Origin of the sequence: Rhodanobacter sp. OR92 (assembly GCF_000427545.1) — a bacterium.
Lineage (GTDB): Bacteria > Pseudomonadota > Gammaproteobacteria > Xanthomonadales > Rhodanobacteraceae > Rhodanobacter > Rhodanobacter denitrificans.
In genome coordinates this window covers 186,394-206,291 of sequence record NZ_KE386557.1, presented here as the reverse complement: position 1 = coordinate 206,291, position 19,898 = coordinate 186,394, and the positions used below count along the sequence as shown (strand labels likewise).

The following is a 19,898-nucleotide window of genomic DNA, read 5'->3' as shown; positions in this document are numbered from 1 at the left end:
CGGGCATCCTGCCCGGAAAGTCCGCGTGCGGGCTACGGGGTTTGTCGACAGGGCATCCTGCCCTGACGCCAAACTGGCCGGCATCCCTGCCGGCCACCCTGCGGGCTTTCCTTCGCCCGCCCGCCGCTGCAGAGGGGCCCCGGGTAGAGCAGCGGGCCATCGTGGCCCGCACTCTTCAGAAAAGCCAGAGCAACAGCCAGATCAACAGCCGGATCAACGGCAGTGCAACAGCAGCGCTGGGCCTTGCTCTCTGGCTTTTGCTTCCCGGCTTCATCACCGAGTGCGGGCCACGATGGCCCGCTGCTCTACCGGGGTCCCTTGCGCGGCGGTGAGTCGGGGTCGACAGGCCGCGCAGCGGGAACCGACAGGGATGTCGGTTCCTTTTCGCACGGGCAGGATGCCCGTTCGAAAAGCCCGGCCCCGGCTCACGGACTTGCCGGGCAGGATGCCCGGCAAGCGCCAAGCGGGGGGTCGTTTTCTCTTGGTTACTTCTCTTTTGGACAAGCAAAAGAGAAGTAACTCGGGCGCCGCAGGCGCACGAAAGCTCTTGCCTCTGAAGCTTTTTGCCCTGAACGAAGCAAGAGCATCGCGCACAAGTGCGCTCCTGCAGCTGCAGGCGCGACAGCGCTCCGCCGCTGCTGCGGCGAAGCACACTACCGGAGCCTGCCCATGACCCCCGAATCCATCATGGAAATCGGCCAGCACGCGCTCTACGTGGCGATGCTGGTGGCCGCGCCGCTGCTGCTGACCGCGCTGGCGGTGGGCCTGCTGGTGGGCGTGATCCAGGCGGCCACGCAGATCAACGAGATGACGCTGAGCTTCATCCCCAAGCTGATCGCGATGGCGCTGGTGGCGCTGATCGCCGGGCCGTGGATGCTGCGCCTGCTGGTGCAGTACACCACGCAGCTGATCGAGAGCCTGCCGGGTGCGGTCAGATGACGGCGCTGGATCTGGCGCAGTTGCCGGCGTGGCTGGGCAGCCTGTTCTGGGCGGTCGGCCGGGTCAGCGGGCTGTGCCTGGTGGCGCCGGTGTTCAGCGCGACGGTGGTATCGGCGCGGGTTCGCGTCGGCGTGGTGGTGGTGCTGGCGCTGGTGCTGGCGCCGCTGGCGCCGGCGGCGATCGACCCGCTCAGCGGCGCCGGCGTGGCGACGATGGCCGCACAGGTGCTGATCGGCGCGGCGGTGGGTTTCGTGCTGAAGCTGGTGTTCGAGGCGGTGTCGTTCGGCGGCGAGCTGGTAGGGCAGAGCATGAGCCTGGGTTTTGCCGAGGTGATCAGCCCGCAGGCCGGCGGCAGCTCGAACGTGCTCAGCCAGTTCTACCTGCTGCTGGTGACCCTGCTGTTCCTGGCGATGGACGGCCATCTGCGCCTGATCGCGCTGCTCGCCGACAGCTTCCGCAGCCTGCCGCCGGGCGTGCCGACGATCGACGCCAACGGCCTGCACGCGGTGGTCGGCTTCGCCGCGGAACTGTTTGCCGGCGCGGTGCGGGTGGCGCTGCCGGCGGTGACCTCGCTGCTGGTGGTGAACATCGGCTTCGCCGCGATCAGTCGCGCGGCGCCGTCGATGAACCTGTTCGCAGTGGGCTTCCCGATCACCGTGTCGCTGGGCTTCATCGCCCTGTGGCTGTCGCTGCGCAGCCTGCCGGGCGCGTTCGAGGCGCTGCAGGATAGCGCTTGGTCGCTGATGCGCCAACTGTTCGGAGGCTGAGGCCATGTCCGACGACAGCGACCAGGAAAAAACCGAACAACCGACCGAGAAGAAGCTTCGCGAATCGCGCGAGAAGGGCGAGGTTCCGCGATCGCGCGACCTGTCCGGCGCGCTGGTGGTGCTGGCCGGCGTGGCGGCGCTGATGAGCGGCGGCGAGCAGGCGCTGGTGCATGCCAGGCGGATCTTCTCGCTGGGCATGCATTACTCGCGCGACGCCTTGTTCAGCGATGACTTGCCGGGCCGCACGCTGCATGCGGTGGTGTACGAGGCGTTGGGGCTGTTCGCGCCGGTGGCGCTGGCGACGATGCTGGCCACGCTGGCCGCGCCGTTGCTGCTGGGCGGGATGAACTTCAGCGCGCAGGCGTTGCAGCCGAAGTTCGAGCGGCTCGACCCGGTCAAGGGGCTGGGCCGGATCTTCGCGATGCGCGGTCTGGTCGAGCTGGGCAAGGCGCTGCTGAAGCTGCTGTTCATCGGCGCGGTGCTGGCCCTGCTGCTGCGGCACTGGCAGGGCGAGTTGCAGGCCACCGGCCGCGGTTCGGTGCTGGCCGGGATCGCGCAGTCGATCGGCCTGCTCGGCCGCGCCGCGCTGTGGTTCGGCGCGATGCTGGCGCTGATCGGCGGCATCGATGCCATCTACCAGAAATTCGACCACGCGAAAAACCTGCGCATGACCCGCCAGGAGATCCGCGACGAGATGAAGGAAAGCGAAGGCAACCCCGAGATGAAGGGGCGCATCCGCCAGGTGCAGCAGGCGCAGGCGCGCCGCCGCATGATGGAGGACTTGCCGCGGGCCGACGTGGTGGTGGTCAATCCCACCCACTTCGCGGTGGCCTTGCGCTACGACGAAGGCCGCACCGGCGCGCCGCGGGTGATCGCCAAGGGCGTCGACGTGCTGGCCCAGCAGATCCGCCTGGTGGCGGGCAGCCATCGCATCCCGCTGGTCGAGGCGCCGCCGTTGGCACGCGCCTTGTATGCAACGACTGAACTGGGCCGGGAAATCCCCGCCGCGCTGTACGTGGCGGTGGCCCAGGTCCTGGCCTACGTCTACCAGCTGAAGCAAGCCACGGCGCAGGGCGAGACACCACCGGCAGCGCCCACCCCCGAGGTCGATCCGGACCTGATGGGGCCTTACCGCGAATAACGACGAGTCAAATCCATGACGGGTGCAGATGTACTGGGCAATTTCAAACACCTGGCGCGACGGGGTATTGGCGCGCCGGTGATGATGCTGGTGATGCTGGCGATGCTGATGTTGCCGCTGCCGCCGTTCCTGCTCGACATGCTGTTCAGCTTCAACATCGCGCTGTCGCTGGTGATCCTGCTGGCGGTGGTCTACGTGATGCGACCGCTGGAGTTCGCCGCATTCCCCACCGTGGTGCTGATGGCGACGCTGCTGCGGCTCGCGCTGAACATCGCTTCCACCCGCGTGGTGCTGCTGCACGGGCATGACGGCCCCGGCGCCGCCGGCAAGGTGATCGAGGCGTTCGGCGAGTTCGTGATCGGCGGCAACTTCGCGGTCGGCCTGGTGGTGTTCGCGATCATCACCATCATCAACTTCGTGGTGGTCACCAAGGGCGCCACCCGCGTGTCGGAAGTGACCGCGCGGTTCACCCTCGATGCCATGCCCGGCAAGCAGATGGCGATCGACGCCGACCTCAACGCCGGCCTGCTGACCCAGGAGCAGGCGCGCGAGCGGCGCCAGGAAGTGCGCGAGGAGGCGGACTTCTACGGCTCGATGGACGGCGCCTCCAAGTTCGTGCGCGGCGACGCCACCGCCGGCATCCTGATCCTGATCATCAACATCGTCGGCGGCTTCTTCGTCGGCGTGATGCAGCACGGCCTGTCCGCCGGCGAAGCGGCCAAGACCTATACCTTGCTGACCATCGGCGACGGACTGGTGGCGCAGGTGCCGGCGCTGATGCTGTCGGTGGCGGCGGCGATCATCGTGACCCGCGTGTCGAAATCGCAGGACATGGGCAAGCAGGTGATCGGCCAGGTGTTCGGCCAGCCGCGCGCGCTCGGCGTGGCGGCAGTGGTGCTGACCGTGATGGGGGTGATCCCTGGCATGCCGAACGTGGCGTTCCTGCTGCTCGGCGCCAGCTGCGGCGGCGTGGCGTGGCTGCTCTTGAAACGCGAGCGCGAGACGCGAGCCAGGCTGGCCGAGTCGGTTGCCGAGAAGCCGGTCGCGACGGCGCCAGCCGAGCGGCTGGAGCTGGGCTGGGAGGACGTGGCCAGCGTCGATCCGCTGGGCCTGGAAGTGGGCTACCGGCTGATCCCGCTGGTCGACGTGCACCAGGGCGGCGAGCTGATGGGGCGGATCAAGTCGGTGCGCCGCAAGCTGTCACAGGAGCTGGGCTTCCTGGTGCCGGCGGTGCACATCCGCGACAACCTCGACTTAGGTCCCAACACCTACCGGATCACCCTGATGGGGGTGCCGATGGGCGAGGCCGAGGTGCACAACGAGCGCCTGATGGCGATCAATCCGGGCCAGGTGCACGGCACCCTGCAGGGCATCGCCACGCAGGATCCGGCGTTCGGGCTGGAAGCGGTGTGGATCGAGAGCGGCCAGCGCGAGCTGGCGCAGAGCTACGGCTACACCGTGGTCGACCCGGCCACGGTGATCGCCACCCACCTGTCGCACATCCTGCAGGGCCACGCGCACGAGCTGCTCAGCCACCAGGACGTGCAGCAACTGCTGGACCGGCTCGCCGCCAACGCGCCGAAGCTGGTCGAGGACCTGGTGCCCAAGCGGCTGACGCTGGGCGTGGTGGTCAAGGTGCTGCAGAACCTGCTGGCCGAGCGGGTGCCGATCCGCAACATGCGCAGCATCGTCGAATCCTTGGCGGAGCACGCCGGGCAGAGTCAGGATCCCGGCGTTCTGACCGCCGCCGTGCGCGTCGCGCTGGGCCGGCAGATCGTGCAGGAGATCACCGGGCTGGGCACCGAGGTGCCGGTGATCACGCTGGCGCCGGAGCTCGAACAGATCCTGCTCGGCTCGCTGTCCGGCGGCGGTGGCGTGGCCGGCGCCGCGGTGGAACCGGGCCTGGCCGACCGCCTGCAGCAGAGCGTGGCCGACGCCGCGCGGCGCCAGGAATTGAGCGGCGAACCGGCGGTGCTGCTGGTCGCGCCGCTGCTGCGGCCGTGGCTCGCGCGCTTCACCCGTCACGTGGCACAGAACCTGCACGTACTCGCTTACAACGAGGTGCCCGACAACCGTCGGGTGCGACTGGTGCAGGCGCTGGGGCGGTGAACAGGATGGATGAGATGGCGATGGTCAGGCAACGCGCAACCGGAACTTCCACTCGGCGGCTCTCCCGCCGCGCCCGCCGCGTCGTCCGCGTGATGCAGCGGAGCAATCGGACATGAAGATCAAACGTTTCGTGGCGCCGGACATGCGCCAAGCGATGCGCGAAGTGCGCGAAGAGCAGGGACCGGAAGCGGTGATCCTGTCCACTCGCCGGCTGGATGAAGGCATCGAGCTGGTGGCCGCGATCGACTACGACGAGTCGCTGGTGCGCGAGGCGGTCCGGCACGGTGCGCCGCTCGCGGCCGCACCGTCCCAGGCGACGATCGCCGAACCTCAGCCCGAGCCGGCCGCGGCGACCGCGCCGCCGCCGCGCCGGCGCGTGGCCGCCGTACCGCCGCCGGCGAACGAGAGGCCGGCGATGCGCCCGCTGGTGGAACGCGCCGCACAGGACACCGCGCAGCTGCGCAGCGAACTGGGCAGCCTGCGCGAGATGCTGGAGATGCAGCTGTCCAGCCTGGCCTGGAACGACATGGAGCGGCGCCAGCCGCTGCGCGCGCGGATCCTGCGCGAGATGACCCGGCTGGGCATCGAAGCCGACGTGGCGCGCGCCCTCGTGGCCGAGCTGCCCGAGCCGATCAACGCCGAGCAGGCGCGCTACCTGCCGCTGGGCATGCTCAGCCGCAGCCTGCTGGTGAGCGGCCGCGACCTGTCCGGCGACGACAGTGGCGTGGTCGCGCTGGTCGGGCCGACCGGCGTGGGCAAGACCACCACCATCGCCAAGCTGGCGGCCCGCGCGGTGATGCGCCACGGTGCCGACCAGGTGGCGCTGGTCAGCACCGACCACTACCGCATCGGCGCCGCCGCGCAACTGGAGCACTACGGCCGGCTGCTCGGCGCGCGGGTCTACCCGGCCTACGACGCGGCGAGCCTGCGCAAGGTGCTGGAGATGCTGCGCGGCAGCCATACCGTGCTGATCGATACCGCCGGCGTCGCCGGCAGCGACCCGCGGCTCAACCAGCAACTGGAGATCCTCGCCGACGCCAGCGGCCTGCGCGCCTGCCTGGTGCTGGCGGCGAACGCGCAATCGCAGTCGCTGGACGAAGCGGTGCGCGCCTACCTGCCGCTGCGGCCGCAGGCCTGCATCCTGACCAAGCTGGACGAGGCGCCGGCATTGGGCGGGGCGCTGTCGGTGCTGATCCGCCACCGGCTGCCGCTGGACTACGTCACCGACGGCCAGCGCGTGCCCGAGGACATCGCCGCGGCGGACGCACGCGTGCTGGTATGCCGCGCCGCGCAGTCGCTGAAAAGCCCGCCGCCCGACGACGGCCTGATGGCCGAGCGCTTCGGCTTCGCGGTGGCTGGCGCATGAGCGGGGTACTGGCGATGGACCAGGCTTCCGGGCTGACGCAGATGCTGTCGGCGATGACCCGCCGGCCCGCCGCGGAGGCGCCGCCCGCACACCACCAGGCCAGCAGCCTGCTGGCCGCCGCACCCGCCGCGCGCCGGCACTGCCGCACCATCGCGGTGGCCGGCGGCAAGGGCGGCGTCGGCAAGAGCACGGTGGCGGTGAACCTGGGCATGGCGCTGTCGGTGGCCGGGCGCGACGTGGTGCTGCTGGATGCCGACATGGGCCTGGCCAATGTCGACGTGATGCTGGGCCTCGCGCCGTCGCGCCACATCGGCCACCTGCTCGACGGCGAGTGCACGCTGGACGAACTGATGCTGTCCGCACCGCGCGGCCTGCGCGTGGTGCCGGCTGGCTCCGGTGCGCGCCGGCTGGCGCAGCTGGACAACGGCGAGCATGCGGCGATCATCCGCGCCTTCGACGAACTGGCGCAGCCGCCCGAATACCTACTGGTGGACACCGCCGCCGGCCTGTCGGACAACGTGACGATGTTCGCCGCCGCCGCCGCCGAGGTGATCGTGGTGGTGTGCGACGAGCCGGCGTCGCTGACCGACGCCTACGGCCTGACCAAGGTGCTCAGCCGCGACTTCGGCGTGCGCCGCATCCGCATGGTCGCCAACATGGTGCGCAACGAGGGCGACGCGCGCGCTCTGCACCAGAAGCTGGCGCGGGTCAGCGACCGCTTCCTCGACGTGGTGATCGAGTTCGGCGGCTGGGTGCCGCACGACGAGCGCCTGCGCCAGGCCATTCGCCGGCAGTGCGCGGTGGTCGACCTGTGGCCGTCCAGCCATGCCGCGCTGGCATTCAAGCAATTGGCCGGTGCGGCCGATAAGTGGGTGGAGCCCGAGCGCGCGGGTCTCGACCGGATTGCTTTTTTTGCTGGCCGGACAACACCGGTGGGTGGGGTGCCGAGATGAGTGTGGCTTCGGAATATCTGCAACTCTCCCGCGAGAGTGCCGACGAACTGGTGCGTCGGCACGCGCCGCTGGTGCGGAGGATCGCCTATCACCTGATGGGGCGGTTGCCGGCCAGCGTCGATGTGGGCGACCTGATCCAGGCGGGAATGATCGGTTTGCTGGAGGCGGCGCGCCATTTTGCCCACGACAAGGGGGCCAGCTTCGAGACGTATGCGGGCATCCGCATCCGTGGCGCGATGCTGGACGAGTTGCGCAAGACCGACTGGACCCCGCGCTCGGTGCACCGCAAGACCCGCGAGGTGGCCGAGACGATCCGCCAGATCGAGACCGAGACCGGCGCGGAGGCCGACGATGCCGAGGTGATCCGCCGGCTCGGCATCAGCGCGGAGGAGTACCACCAGGTGCTCGCCGATGCGGCCTGCGTGCGCCTGCTCAGCCTCACCGCCTCGGACGACGGCGAGGAAGGCACGGTGCTCGACGTGGCCGACGAAGGCAGCCTGGGGCCGTCGGAGAACATCGAGCGCGACGGCATGCGCGAGGCGCTGGCCGAGGCGATCGGCGGCCTGCCCGAGCGCGAGCAGCTGGTGATGTCGCTGTACTACGAGCAGGAATTGAACCTCAAGGAAATCGGCGCCGTGCTCGGCGTGAGCGAGTCGCGCGTGTGCCAGATCCATGGCCAGGCGGTGATCCGGCTACGCGCACGACTTGCCGGCTGGCGCAGTTGATCCAGTAACCCATTGAATCCCCGCGGCCGGACCTCGGCCTGTACCGCACGTGGAGAAAGCGTTTGGACAAGAACATGAAAATCCTGGTGGTGGACGATTTTTCCACCATGCGCCGGATCGTCCGCAACCTGCTGGTCGAGCTGGGTTTCAGCAACCCGCTGATCCAGGAGGCCGACGATGGCGAGAGCGCGCTGGCGCTGCTGCGCAGCCAGCCGTTCGACCTGGTGGTGACCGACTGGAACATGCCGAACATGACCGGCATCGACCTGCTGCGCGCGATCCGCGCCGAGGAGGCGCTGAAGGGCCTGCCGGTGCTGATGGTCACCGCGGAGAACAACCGCGACCAGATCATCGCCGCCGCGCAGGCCGGCGTGAACGGCTACATCGTCAAGCCGTTCACCGCGGTCACGCTCAAGGAAAAACTCACCAAGATCTTCGAACGGATCGCCGCCAGTGGAGTCAGCGCATGAACGTTTCTTCCTCCCTCGCCATCGACGAGACGCTGCCGCCCGAACTGCGCGATCTGCTGAACAGCCCCGACGGCCAGGCGTTCGAGCAGGCGCTGGACGTGATGGTGCGCCAGCGCGAGCAGCGCCTGTTCCGCGCGCTCGGCCAGCTGGCCCGCGACCTGCACGACGCGGTGCGCCGGCTCGGCGGCGAACTGACCCAGGAAGGCGTGCCCGGCATCGTGGCCGACGCGCGCCAGCACCTGCAGGACGCGCTGGAGATGAGCGCGCAGGCGGCGCATCGCAGCCTCGACTTCGCCGAACGCATGCGGCCGCAGGCCGAGTCGCTGACGCGCAATGCCGGCCAGGTGCTGGAGTGGACCAACGGCAACGACGCCGCCGCGGTGCTGGCGCGCGAGGCGGTGGCGTTCGCCGGCAGCTGCCGCGACGGCCTCGCCGACATGGTGCTGGCGCAGTCGTGGCAGGACCTGACCGGGCAGCGCATCAAGAAGGTGGCCAGCTTCATCGGCACGGTCGAGTCGTCGCTGCTGGAACTGGTGCGCCTGACCGGTGCGCTGGCCGGCAGCGAGGCGCCGGCCAAGGCGGCCAAGGTGTCCAGCCAGGAAGATGCCGACCGCCTGCTCAGCGAATTCGGGTTTTGACGAGTCGCCGGTCATGAATGCGGAATTCGACAGCGAGCTGCGCCAGGATTTCCTGGTCGAGGCCGGTGAACTGCTGCAGCGGCTGGGCGAGCAGCTGGTCGGGCTGGAAGCGGCGCCGGGCGACGGCGAGCTGCTGAATGCGGTGTTCCGCGCCTTCCACACCGTCAAGGGCGGCGCCGGCTTTCTCGCGCTCGAGCCGATGGTGGTGCTGTGCCATCACGCCGAGGACCTGCTCAACGAGGCCCGCAACGGCAAGGTGGTGCTCGGCGCCGTCCACATGGATGCGCTGCTCGAGGCGCTCGACCTGCTCAACGACATGATGGCTGCGGTGAGCACCGAAGCGCCGCTGGACATGCCGCCGCCGGCGTTGCTGCAATCGCTGCTGCCGGGAGCCCGGCCGGCTCCGGTCGTGGCGCCAGCGGCCACGCCGGCGCCGTCGGCGGACGGCGGCGCGATCGACGACAGCGAGTTCGAGGCGCTGCTGGACAGCATGTACGGCAGCGCTGCGCCGGGTACCGTCGCGCCGGCCGCGTTGCCGGTCGCGCCGGCCGCGTCCGCGACGATCGACGACGACGAGTTCGAGGCGTTGCTGGACGCCTTGCACGGCAAGGCCGGGCAGCCGGCCGCGGTAGCCGCGATGGCGCCGGCGGCGGTGGCCGAAATGGTTGCGCCGAAACCCGCCGCGGCCACGGCGGCGCATCATGCGGCGCCGGCGGAAAACAGCGTGCGGGTCGACACCGCGCGGCTGGACCTCTTGGTCAACCACGCCGGCGAACTGGTGCTGGTGCGCAACCGCCTGCTCAGCCTGGCCGCGCGCCACGGCAGCGAGGTGCTGGCCGCCGCGGCCGGCGAGCTGGACCGGGTCACCGACGAATTGCAGAACGCCGTGATGGGCATGCGCATGCAGCCGGTCGGCCGGCTGTTCCAGCGCTTCCCGCGGATCGTGCGCGACCTGGCGCGCCAGCTCGGCAAGGACGTGGAACTGGTGCTGGAAGGCGAGGGCACCGACCTCGACCGCAGCCTGGTCGAGGCGCTGGCCGATCCGCTGATCCACCTGCTGCGCAACGCGCTCGACCACGGCGTGGAGCAGCCGGCCGAGCGCGAACGGGCAGGCAAGCCGCGCAAGGGGCGCGTGTGCCTGTCGGCCAGCCAGCGCGGCGAGCGTATCGTGATCGCGGTGCGCGACGACGGTCGCGGCATGGATCCGGCGATCCTGCGCCGCAAGGCGGTGGAGAAGGGCGTGATCGACGCTGCGCAGGCCTCGCGGCTGAGCGAGGCCGAGTGCTACGAGCTGATCTTCCGTCCGGGCTTCAGCACCGCCGCGGCGGTCTCCGACATCTCCGGCCGCGGTGTCGGCATGGACGTGGTGAAGACCCGCGTGGCCGAACTCGGCGGCACCTTGCAGGTGCGCTCGCAGCTGGGCCACGGCAGCGAACTGGAACTGACCGTGCCGCTGACCCTGGCGGTGCTGCGCGTGCTGATGGTGCGCGTGGGCACGCGCCTGTTCGCCTTGCCGATGGGCAACGTGGAGGAGGTGTTCGAACTCGATGCGGACCAGGACTGCCTGCTGGACGGGCGCCTGGTGGCCCGTCACCGCGGTCGCGCGCTGCCGCTGCTCGACCTGGCCGGCTGGGCCGCCGCGATGGTGGCGGCGGGGCGGCACGTGGTGGTGCTGCACATCGGCCACCAGCGCCTCGGCTGCCTGGTGCACGAGGTACTCGGCCGCGAGGACGTCATCGTCAAGCCGCTGGGGCCGCTGTTCGACGGCGTGCCGGGCATCGCCGGGGCCACCGTCACCGGCGACGGCCGGCTGGCGCTGGTGATGGACCTGGCCGGCCTGGCCGGCGATGCCGGGCAACTTTCCACTTCACCGCAACTGACCGGCTGATCGGCATGGATCTGGTAAGCATCATCGGCACCATTCTGGCCTTCGTGGTCATCATCGTGGGCACCATCCTCAAGGGTTCCACCGTGGGTGCGCTGTGGAATCCCGCGGCGTTCGTGATCGTCTTCGCCGGCACGGCCGCCGCCCTGCTGGTGCAGAACCAGGGCAAGGTGCTCAAGCAAGCGTTCAAGATGCTCTCGATGGTCTACCGGCCGCCCCGGCACCAGCCGGGCGACCTGATCAGCCGCATCGTCGGCTGGAGCGAGATCTCGCGGCGGCAGGGCCTGCTCGGGCTGGAGCCGCAGATCGAGGCGGAGCCCGACCCGTTCGTCAGCAAGGGGCTGCAGCTCTTGGTCGACGGCGGCGAGCCGGAGGCGATCCGCAGCGTGCTGGAGGTGGACCTGGAAACGCGCGAGGCGATCGACCTGGCCGGCGCCAAGGTGTACGAAATGGCCGGCATCTACTCGCCCACGCTGGGCATCATCGGCGCGGTGATGGGCCTGATGGCGGTGATGCAGAACCTGGCCGACCCGAGCAAGCTCGGCCACGGTATCGCCGCCGCCTTCGTCGCCACCATCTACGGCGTGGCGCTGGCCAACCTGTTCATGCTGCCGATGGCAGCGCGGCTGAAGGGCCTGATCAGCAAGCAGACGCAGATGCGCGAGATCCTGATCGAGGGCCTGGTGTCGATCGCCCAGGGCGACAACCCGCGGCAGATCGAGGCGCGCCTGCAAGGTTACGTGGCATGAGAAGGCACAAGCACGAGGAACACGTCAATCACGAGGCCTGGGCGATCCCCTACGCCGACCTGATGACCCTGCTGCTCGCGTTCTTCGTGGTGATGTACGCGGTCTCGGTGGTCAACGAGGGCAAGTTCCGGGTGATGTCCGAGTCGCTGATCGAGGCGTTCAACGGCTCCAGCCACGCCATCGCGCCCTTGCCGCCGACGCGGATCCGGCCGCACAACGTCGATCCGGCGATCGCCGCGCCGGCCGGGCAGTCGGGTTCGTCGATTGTGCCGATCGCGGTGCCGATCCCGCCGCATCCGGTGCCGGCCAGCGGCGGCAGCGGGCGCGAGGCGGGCCATCAGTCGAAGCCGCAGGAAACCCTGGGACGCATCGAGGACCAGGTGCGCAAGGCGCTGCAGCCCCTGATCGACCGCAAGCTGGTGGTGGTCCGGCACAAGCCCGACTGGCTGGAAATCGAGATCCGCACCGACATCCTGTTTCCCAGCGGCGTGGCGCAACTGTCGGAGCCGGCCACGGCGGTGCTGCGCGACCTGGCGACGATCCTGGCCCGGTTCGGCAACCCGCTGCGGGTGGAGGGCTTTACCGACGACAAGCCGATCAGCAACACGCTGTACCCGTCGAACTGGGAACTGTCGGCGGCGCGCGCGGCCCGCGTGGCGCGGCTGTTTTCCACCAACGGGATCGCCCCGGCGCGGCTGGGCATCATCGGCTGGGGCGAGACGCGCCCGATCGCCGACAACGCCACCGAGGAAGGCCGCAACCAGAACCGGCGGGTGCTGGTGGTGGTGATGAGCGACCACCCGACCGCGCCGCGCGACCACGCCACCCCGGAAAGCGTCGGCGGGATCGCCGGCCTGGCGGCGGCGCCGCCGCCGGCGGTCGATATACTGCCGACTGTGCGCGCCGTCAGCGGCGGCGCGTCCGGCCAGCGGTTGCCGGACAGCGACGCCGCGGTGTTGCCGCATGCCGCCGGCGCCGCGCGTCAGGCCGGTTCGAGCCAATGAATCCGATGCATGTCGTCACCGGCCATGGAGTAGTCGCATGAATGCTGCCGTCCCCGCGTCCGCGACACACACCCGCCACTGGCTGTCGTTCCGCATCGGCACGCAGCTGTATGCGGCGCCGCTGGACGATGTCAGCGAAGTCATCCGCGACGGCGACCTGACCCCGGTGCCGGGCGCCGCGCCGGACCTGCTCGGCGTGCGCCACCTGCGTGGGCGCATCGTGCCGGTGATGGACGGCCGCCGCCGGCTGGGCCTGGCGGAGGCGTCGGCGGCGAACCCGGTCATGGTGCGGGTGGTGATGTTGTCGCAGGCGGGCCAGCGCGTCGGCCTGCGCGTGGATGCGGTCGGCGAACTGCTGTGCAGCGACGGCATCGAAGTCGCACCGCCGCCGCCGGGGCGCGCCAGCCGCGACGACGATCCGGTCAGCGGCGTGCTGGCCTGGCAGGGCGGGTTCGTGGCCCTGCTCGACGTGCGCCGGCTGTGCCGGGCCGAGGACGGGGGTGGCCATGTGGCTTGAACTTGGCGTGGGCGTCCTGCTGGCGCTGGCGCTGGTGCAGTCGCTGCTGCTGTTCCACGGCTGGCGCCAGCTGCGCGAACTGCAGCGGCGTGTCGGCACGCTGTCGCGCGAGGCGGGCTATGCCTGTACCGACGTGCCGACCTCGATGCTGGTGACCGCGCTGGGGCGGCTGGAGCGTCAGCTCGGCCGGATCGAGCAGCAACCGCCGCCGCTGCGGCAATCCTACGAACTGGCCCAACGGCTGGCGCGCGAAGGCGCCGACCTCGACCAGCTGGTCAGCCGCTGCGGCCTGTCGCGCGACGAGGCGAGGCTGGTGCTGCAGATGCACCCGGCCAACTCCTGAAAGCGCTGCGTCGCCGGCCGGCGTGAGCCGCGCGGGTCATTCTTCCGCCGCGTCGTAGACGGCCGCCAGCACCGAGGCGGCGGCCGCGTAGAGCAGCACCGGCACGTCGTCGCGCAGGCGCAGCGAGGCCAGCAGGGCGGCGATCTGCGGATCGTGATGCAGCGGCAGGCCCAGCACCTGCGCGCGGGCCAGCAGCGTTTCCAGCGCCTCCGGCGGCATCGGCTTGATCTCGGCGTGGTTGCCGCCGGCCAGCCGCAGGCTGACCCGGCGCGGGGGCGGCGAGGCATTCATGCGGTGGCCTGCAGCAGCACGGCGCTGTGCCGGCCCGGCGGTTGCGGCAGGCCGACCTGGCAGCTCAGCTGGTCGAGCAGCACGCCGCAGGCGGCCAGCCGCTGGCGCAGCGGGCCGAACTGGCGCTCCATGCGTTGCGCGGTCTGTGCCCGCTCGGCCCACAGGCGCACCGTCAGCCGCGGCTCGCGCAGTTGCAGTTCGCCCTGCAGCGGGCCCAGTGCGGGCAGGTCCAGCGCGAAACCGAGCGTCCAGCCGTGACTGCCGTCGACGGGATCGGCGCTGAACTCCAGCTGCAACTGCAGCACGTCGCGCCCGCCCTCGCCCTGCAGCGGAATCTCGATCATCCATGCCGGCAGCGGGCTCGTGCCGGCTTCCAGCTGGGCCACCTCGACCCGTGCCAGGGCTGCCTTGACGTCGCCGTGCAGGCGATCCAGCAGCGGGTCCACGCCATCGTCGGCCGGTACCAGCGGCAGCGGCACGCGCGGTTGCGCCTGCATGCCACGCTGCAGCATCGGTGGTGCGGCATCGCTGCGGTTGGCCGGCGCCGGCGCCGGCGCGCGCCGGTCGAGCAGCCCGGCCAGGCGCAGCAGCGCGCCCTTCCAGTCGTCCTCGGCCAGCGCCGCCAGGTTGCCGTGCGGGCTGGCCAGGCGGGATTCGAAGAACAGGCCGCTGCGGCTGACGGCCTCGCGCAGGCCTTCGCCGCGGGTGATTTCGGCGGGCGTGCGCAGCGATTGTTCGAGCAGGGCCAGCGCTGCGCGCAGGTCCGGCGGCAACTGGCGCAATACCGGCCGCTGCGCCAGCGTGCCCAGCGTGGCCAGCAGCGGTGCATAGCCGTTCTGCTGCGGCAGGCGTTCGCGCAGCACGCGCTGGAAGGTCGGGTCGGCGGGAGGCGACAGCACCTCCAGTTGCGGCTGCGCACCCAGGCTCAGCACGCGGACCTGGAACTGCGCCGGCAACTGGCTGCCGGGCAGTTCCGTCTCCACCGCGAGCGCGCCGACCTGCAGCACCAGCAGCCCCTGCGGGTTCAGCCCCAGCGGCCGCGCCGACAGCACCGTGCCGATGCGCCAGCTTTGCGCGCTGGTGCCGGAAGCGGCACCGGCCCAGGTGAGGGCGGCCAGGCTGGTCGGTTGGATGATCAAGTCGGTTCCTGCACGCGGGCCGGTGGGGGCGATCGGGTTCGTCCAGCAGGACATCGGCCGCGCGCGGGGGAACTTGAGCCGCGTTCGATGCCGGGGCACGGCTGGCGATCCCTAAAGCGATCGTGGCGACGGCCGATAAGCAACTCGTCAGCGCCAACGAGCGCGCGTGGAGTGGCGGCATGGCCGGCAAACGGGCGGTGAAGCAGCAACAGGACGAGCGGCAGGCGGCGCCGGACGGCGCGGCCGCGGTGGTGCTTCCGGCTGACTGCCGCATCGCCGCCCAGGCCGCGCTGAAGACGCAGCTGCTGGGTGCGCTGGAGCATGGCGCCAGCGTGGTGCTGGATGCCAGCCAGGTGGAGCGTGTCGATACGGCGGCGCTGCAGCTGCTGGTGCTGTTGCGGCGTGAGCTGCAGGCACGCGGCGGCGCGCTGGACTGGCGCGGCGCGAGCGAGGCGTTCAACGAGGCGGCTGGCCTGCTCGGCCTGGCGCGGATTCTGGAACTGCCGGCCGCAGGGCCGGCCTGAACGAGGTGGCAGCATGGCAAAGATTCTTGCGGTAGACGATTCGGTCTCGATGCGCGGCATGGTGGCGTTCACCCTGCGCGGCGCCGGCCACGAGGTGGCCGAGGCCGAGAACGGGCAACTGGCGCTGGACGTGGCGCGCGGCAGCGCGTTCGACCTGGTGCTGGCCGACGTCAACATGCCGGTGATGGACGGCATCGCCATGGTGCGCGAGCTGCGCACGATGGACGCCTACAAGGGCGTGCCGATCCTGATGCTGACCACCGAGTCGCACACCGAGAAGAAGATGGAAGGCAAGGCGGCCGGCGCCACCGGCTGGCTGGTCAAGCCGTTCGACCCGGAGCAGCTGCTGGCCACCGTCAAGCGCGTGCTGGGCTGAAGGAAGATCCATGGGCGCCGTCGACCTGACTCAATTCCACAAGACCTTCTTCGAGGAAAGCCTGGAAGGGCTGGACGCGATGGAGACGGCGTTGCTGGCGCTGGATTCGGGTTCGACCGACCACGAGCTGGTGCACACGATCTTCCGTGCCGCGCATTCGATCAAGGGCGGCGCGGCGACCTTCGGTTTCGCCGACGTCGCCGCGTTCACCCACGTGGTCGAATCGCTGCTGGAGGAAGTGCGCAGCGAGCGCCGCGCGGTGGATGCGGAGCTGATCGACCTGCTGCTGCGCTCGGTCGACTGCCTGCGCGCCATGCTGGCGCGCTCCGCCGGCGGCCAGCCGGTGGCTGACGCCGACAGCGAGGCGCTGCGCGGCGAACTGGTGCGGCGGGTCAGCGGCGAGCTGGCGACGGCGCCCGCCGCGGCCGCGCCGAAGGCCGCATCGGCGAACGGCTGGGACATCCGTTTCGTCGCGCTGCCGCACCTGCTGCAGACCGGCAACGATCCGTTGCGGCTGTTCCGCGAGCTTGGGCAACTGGGCCGGCTGGAAGTGCGGCGGGCCTTCGTGCTCGACAGTGCGCCGGCGCGACTGGCCGAGCTCGATCCCGGCCATTGCCATCTCGGCTGGGAGCTGCGCCTGCACGGCGCGGTGGCGCGCGGCGACGTCGACGCCGTGTTCGACTGGCTCGACGGCGACTGCGAGCTGGCCATCGCGGCGCTGGCCGCGGAATCGCCGGCCGCGGCGGCACTGGCGGCGGTTGCCGCTCCCGCAGCAGCGCCCGCGCCCGCCGCGCCGCCGGCACGCGAAGCCACCACCGCCGGCGAAGGCAGTTCGATCCGCGTCGGCATCGACAAGGTCGATGCGCTGATCGACATGATGGGCGAGCTGGTGATCACCCAGTCGATGCTCAGCGACATCGGCGAGAACTTCCAGCCCTCGCAGCTGGAGCGCCTGCGCGAAGGCCTGCTGCAGCTCGAACGCAACACCCGCGAGCTGCAGGAGAGCGTGATGCGCATCCGCATGCTGCCGATCGGCTCGGTGTTCAACCGCTTCCCGCGGCTGGTGCGCGACCTGGAGCGCAAGCTCGGCAAGCAGGTCCGGCTGGAGCTGCACGGCGAGCACACCGAGCTGGACAAGACGGTGCTGGAGAAGATCGGCGACCCGCTGGTGCACCTGGTGCGCAACGCGATCGACCACGGCCTGGAGTTGCCGGCGCAGCGCAAGGCCGCCGGCAAGCCGGAGACCGGCACGCTCAAGCTCAACGCCTATCACGAAGGCGGCAACATCGTGGTGCAGATCAGCGACGACGGCGCCGGGCTGAATCGCGCCGCCATCGTGGCCAAGGCGCAGCAGCGCGGGCTGCTCGGCGCCGGCCAGGAACCCAGCGACATCGAGGTGGCCGAGCTGATCTTCCAGCCGGGCTTCTCCACCGCCGCGCAGGCCACCGACCTGTCCGGCCGCGGCGTCGGCATGGACGTCGTGCGGCGCAACGTGCGCGACCTCGGCGGCAGCGTCGGCGTGAAGAGCGAGGCGGGCAAGGGCAGCGTGTTCACCATCGCGCTGCCGCTGACCCTGGCCATCATCGACGGGCTGGTGACCGCGGTGGGCCACGAGCGCTACATCGTGCCGCTGACCTCGATCGTCGAGTCGCAGCGACTCGGCGCCGAGGCGGTGCGGCGGATCGCCGGCGGCGGCGAGGTGTTCCAGTTCCGCGGCGAGTACCTGCCGCTGATGCGGCTGCACCGCGCCTTCGACTGCGCCGACGCGATCACCGAGGTCGAGCGCGGCATCGTGGTGGTGATCGAGGACGACAGCCGCCGCGTGGGCCTGCTGGTGGACGACCTGCTCGGCCAGCAGCAGGCGGTGATCAAGTCGCTGGAGAAGCACTACCAGCGGGTGCAGGGCGTGTCCGGCGCGACCATCCTCAGCGACGGCTCGGTCGCGCTGATCGTCGATGTGGGTGGCGTGGTGCGGCTGGGGCGGCGCAGCAAGGCCGCCTGAGACACGCCGTGGCCGCGGCGGCGGCGCGAAGAAGGACGCGAACGGAGCGGGTGCTTCCTCTTGCGATGGGTTTCGGCGCCGTTGCGCGCCACCCCGCATGGCCGTCGTGGCCGGCGGGTTTCTTTTCCGAAGTCGAGGTTTGCGACATGTTGTCCGTCATACGCGGGTTCTTCGATCGGCTCAGCCTGAATGCGCGGCTGGTCATGGTGGTGTCGGTGGTCGTGCTGGGGCTGTTCGGCCTGACCGTGATGAACGCGTTGCAGAGCCGCGCCAGCCAGATGGAAGGGCTCGAACGCCTGCTGCGCAGCGAGATCGAATCGACGATTTCGGTGGCCAACAGCTTCCACGCGCGTGCCGCCAAGGGCGAGTTCAGCGAGGCCGAGGCGCAGAAGCGGGCCCTGGTGCAGATCCACGACATGCAGTGGGACAAGGGCGCCGGCTACGTCTTCGCGTTCGATGACAACTACGTGCTGACCGAGCACCCGGTGATGCTGGACAAGCTGGGCACCAGCGTGCGCGAGATGACTGACCAGAACGGCAAGCCGATCTTCCAGGCGATGCACGACGTCGACATGAAGGACGGCCGCGGCGTGACCTACTACGACTGGCTCAAGCCAAGTACCAGGAAGGTGGTGGGCAAGCTCACCTACACCGAGCGCTACCAGCCGTGGGGCATGCATTTCGGCGCCGGCGCCTATTTCGACGACATCGACGCGCAGTTCCGCCACACGCTGATGGTGAACCTGGCCCGGGCCGGCCTGCTGGGCCTGCTGGTGATCGCCCTAGTGTGGGTGTCGCTGCGCAGCATCCGCCGCAGCATCGGCGGCGAGCCGGGTTTTGCGGTGGCCATGGCCACGCGCATCGCCAACGGCGATCTCGGCCGGGACGACGGCGGCAAGGCCTTCGCCGTGGGCAGTCTGCTGGCCGAGCTGGTGCGCATGCGCGACAAGCTGACCGGCATCGTGGGCGAAGTGCAGCACGGTTCGCAGGCGGTGAGCTGCGCGGCGCAGCAGATCGCCAAGGGCAACGACGACCTGAGCCAGCGCACGCAGGAACAGGCGTCGAGCCTGGAGGAAACCGCCGCCTCGATGGAGCAGATGACCTCCACCGTGAAGCAGAACGCGGAGAACGCCGGCTACGCCAACCAGCTCGCCAGCGGTGCGCGCGAGCAAGCCGAGCGCGGCGGCGAAGTGGCGGCGCAGGCGGTGGCAGCGATGAGCGAGATCAACGCATCCAGCCGCAAGATTGCCGACATCGTGGGACTGATCGACGAGATCGCGTTCCAGACCAACCTGTTGTCGCTGAACGCGGCGGTGGAGGCGGCGCGCGCCGGCGAGCAGGGCCGTGGTTTCGCGGTGGTGGCCAGCGAGGTGCGCAGCCTGTCGCAGCGCAGTGCGGCGGCGGCGAAGGAGATCAAGGGCCTGATCAAGGAAAGCGTGGAACGGGTGCACGCCGGCAGCGTGCTGGTGGACCAGTCCGGCGCGGCGCTGGCGGGCATCGTGGACAGCGTGAAGAAGGTCACCGACATCGTGGCGGAGATCGCCGCGGCCAGCCAGGAACAGTCCGCCGGCATCGACCAGGTGAACCGCGCGGTGATGCAGATGGACGAGGTGACCCAGCAGAACGCGGCGCTGGTGGAAGAGGCGGCGGCGGCGGCGCGGGCGATGCAGGAGCAAGCCGACGAACTGCGGCGGCAGGTGGCGTTCTTCCACCTTGACGAGCACGCGGCCGCGCCGGCAGCCACGCCCGCCGCGCCGAGCGCGCGCGTGCTGTCGATGCCGTCGCGGCCTGCGCGACATGCCAGGCCGGTCGCCGCCGTCGCGGCGGCCGACGGCTGGAGCGAGTTCTGAGCGGTGGCGTCCGCGTCGTCGCGGTGACGTGGCGGCGCGGGCGGCGGGCTGCGGCGGCGTGCTCAAGTCCTCTCTGGCGGGGCCGATACAACATCGAGGCCGGGCGCCCG

Annotated in this window: 20 protein-coding genes; 18 read left to right on the top strand and 2 right to left on the bottom strand. The window is 70.4% G+C overall.

Annotated features, from left to right (window positions below; translation table 11 throughout):
- Positions 1–669 precede the first annotated feature (669 nt).
- From fliQ to RHOOR92_RS0115160, 14 genes are all read left to right on the top strand, one after another.
- Complete coding sequence (gene fliQ / locus RHOOR92_RS0115225; RefSeq protein ID WP_007506969.1) at positions 670–939, top strand: flagellar biosynthesis protein FliQ; 270 nt, start codon at positions 670–672, stop codon at positions 937–939.
- Positions 936–1,706 carry a flagellar biosynthetic protein FliR gene (fliR, locus tag RHOOR92_RS0115220; RefSeq protein ID WP_027490647.1) on the top strand — a complete coding sequence of 257 codons (771 nt, stop codon included), beginning with the start codon at positions 936–938 and terminating at the stop codon, positions 1,704–1,706. The genes fliQ and fliR overlap by 4 nt, the downstream gene beginning before the upstream one ends.
- Before the next feature lie 4 nt (positions 1,707–1,710).
- Positions 1,711–2,847 (top strand): flagellar biosynthesis protein FlhB, encoded by a 1,137-nt coding sequence (gene flhB / locus RHOOR92_RS0115215; RefSeq protein ID WP_007506960.1) that lies wholly within the window; start codon positions 1,711–1,713, stop codon positions 2,845–2,847.
- A 15-nt stretch (positions 2,848–2,862) separates the two neighbouring features.
- The gene (gene flhA, locus RHOOR92_RS0115210; protein ID WP_027484462.1) at positions 2,863–4,956 is read left to right on the top strand and encodes a flagellar biosynthesis protein FlhA; all 2,094 of its coding nucleotides are present in this window, start codon (positions 2,863–2,865) and stop codon (positions 4,954–4,956) included.
- Between the two features lie 112 nt (positions 4,957–5,068).
- Positions 5,069–6,322 (top strand): flagellar biosynthesis protein FlhF, encoded by a 1,254-nt coding sequence (gene flhF / locus RHOOR92_RS0115205; RefSeq protein ID WP_027484461.1) that lies wholly within the window; start codon positions 5,069–5,071, stop codon positions 6,320–6,322.
- Positions 6,319–7,275 (top strand): P-loop NTPase, encoded by a 957-nt coding sequence (locus tag RHOOR92_RS0115200; protein WP_027484460.1) that lies wholly within the window; start codon positions 6,319–6,321, stop codon positions 7,273–7,275. The genes flhF and RHOOR92_RS0115200 overlap by 4 nt, the downstream gene beginning before the upstream one ends.
- A complete protein-coding gene (locus RHOOR92_RS0115195) occupies positions 7,272–8,000 on the top strand; it encodes an RNA polymerase sigma factor FliA (protein WP_007506956.1) in 729 nt (242 codons plus the stop codon). The genes RHOOR92_RS0115200 and RHOOR92_RS0115195 overlap by 4 nt, the downstream gene beginning before the upstream one ends.
- Before the next feature lie 62 nt (positions 8,001–8,062).
- On the top strand, positions 8,063–8,470 hold the full coding sequence (gene cheY, locus RHOOR92_RS0115190) for a chemotaxis response regulator CheY (protein WP_007506954.1): 408 nt from the start codon (positions 8,063–8,065) through the stop codon (positions 8,468–8,470).
- Entirely contained in the window at positions 8,467–9,108 is a 642-nt protein-coding gene (locus RHOOR92_RS0115185) for a protein phosphatase CheZ (protein ID WP_027484459.1), read from the top strand. Before cheY ends, RHOOR92_RS0115185 begins: the two co-directional genes overlap by 4 nt.
- 13 nt (positions 9,109–9,121) lie before the next feature.
- Positions 9,122–10,996 carry a chemotaxis protein CheA gene (locus RHOOR92_RS0115180; RefSeq protein WP_027490646.1) on the top strand — a complete coding sequence of 625 codons (1,875 nt, stop codon included), beginning with the start codon at positions 9,122–9,124 and terminating at the stop codon, positions 10,994–10,996.
- 5 nt (positions 10,997–11,001) lie between these two features.
- Positions 11,002–11,742 carry a flagellar motor protein gene (locus RHOOR92_RS0115175; protein ID WP_007506948.1) on the top strand — a complete coding sequence of 247 codons (741 nt, stop codon included), beginning with the start codon at positions 11,002–11,004 and terminating at the stop codon, positions 11,740–11,742.
- Positions 11,739–12,746, top strand: a complete 1,008-nt coding sequence (motD, locus tag RHOOR92_RS0115170) for a flagellar motor protein MotD (RefSeq protein WP_027490645.1) — start codon at positions 11,739–11,741, stop codon at positions 12,744–12,746. Before RHOOR92_RS0115175 ends, motD begins: the two co-directional genes overlap by 4 nt.
- A 37-nt stretch (positions 12,747–12,783) precedes the next feature.
- Complete coding sequence (locus RHOOR92_RS0115165; protein ID WP_007506943.1) at positions 12,784–13,263, top strand: chemotaxis protein CheW; 480 nt, start codon at positions 12,784–12,786, stop codon at positions 13,261–13,263.
- Positions 13,253–13,606 carry a DUF2802 domain-containing protein gene (locus tag RHOOR92_RS0115160; RefSeq protein ID WP_007506937.1) on the top strand — a complete coding sequence of 118 codons (354 nt, stop codon included), beginning with the start codon at positions 13,253–13,255 and terminating at the stop codon, positions 13,604–13,606. Before RHOOR92_RS0115165 ends, RHOOR92_RS0115160 begins: the two co-directional genes overlap by 11 nt.
- 36 nt (positions 13,607–13,642) lie before the next feature.
- Here the strand turns inward: RHOOR92_RS0115160 and RHOOR92_RS0115155 are convergent, their stop codons facing one another.
- Positions 13,643–13,897, bottom strand: a complete 255-nt coding sequence (locus tag RHOOR92_RS0115155) for a hypothetical protein (RefSeq protein ID WP_027490644.1) — start codon at positions 13,895–13,897, stop codon at positions 13,643–13,645.
- Positions 13,894–15,036 carry a flagellar hook-length control protein FliK gene (locus RHOOR92_RS0115150; protein WP_007506929.1) on the bottom strand — a complete coding sequence of 381 codons (1,143 nt, stop codon included), beginning with the start codon at positions 15,034–15,036 and terminating at the stop codon, positions 13,894–13,896. The genes RHOOR92_RS0115155 and RHOOR92_RS0115150 overlap by 4 nt, the downstream gene beginning before the upstream one ends.
- A 122-nt stretch (positions 15,037–15,158) precedes the next feature.
- On the opposite strand from RHOOR92_RS0115150, the gene RHOOR92_RS0115145 reads away from it, so the two are divergent.
- The 4 genes from RHOOR92_RS0115145 to RHOOR92_RS0115130 all read left to right on the top strand — a co-directional run bounded on the left by RHOOR92_RS0115145 (position 15,159) and on the right by RHOOR92_RS0115130 (position 19,788).
- Positions 15,159–15,560, top strand: a complete 402-nt coding sequence (locus RHOOR92_RS0115145) for an STAS domain-containing protein (RefSeq protein ID WP_231378403.1) — start codon at positions 15,159–15,161, stop codon at positions 15,558–15,560.
- Between the two features lie 13 nt (positions 15,561–15,573).
- Positions 15,574–15,936 (top strand): response regulator, encoded by a 363-nt coding sequence (locus RHOOR92_RS0115140; RefSeq protein WP_015448487.1) that lies wholly within the window; start codon positions 15,574–15,576, stop codon positions 15,934–15,936.
- A 10-nt stretch (positions 15,937–15,946) separates the two neighbouring features.
- Positions 15,947–17,938 carry a chemotaxis protein CheA gene (locus RHOOR92_RS0115135; RefSeq protein ID WP_027490643.1) on the top strand — a complete coding sequence of 664 codons (1,992 nt, stop codon included), beginning with the start codon at positions 15,947–15,949 and terminating at the stop codon, positions 17,936–17,938.
- Positions 17,939–18,084: 146 nt separating this feature from the next.
- On the top strand, positions 18,085–19,788 hold the full coding sequence (locus RHOOR92_RS0115130) for a methyl-accepting chemotaxis protein (protein ID WP_027490642.1): 1,704 nt from the start codon (positions 18,085–18,087) through the stop codon (positions 19,786–19,788).
- Positions 19,789–19,898 lie beyond the last annotated feature (110 nt).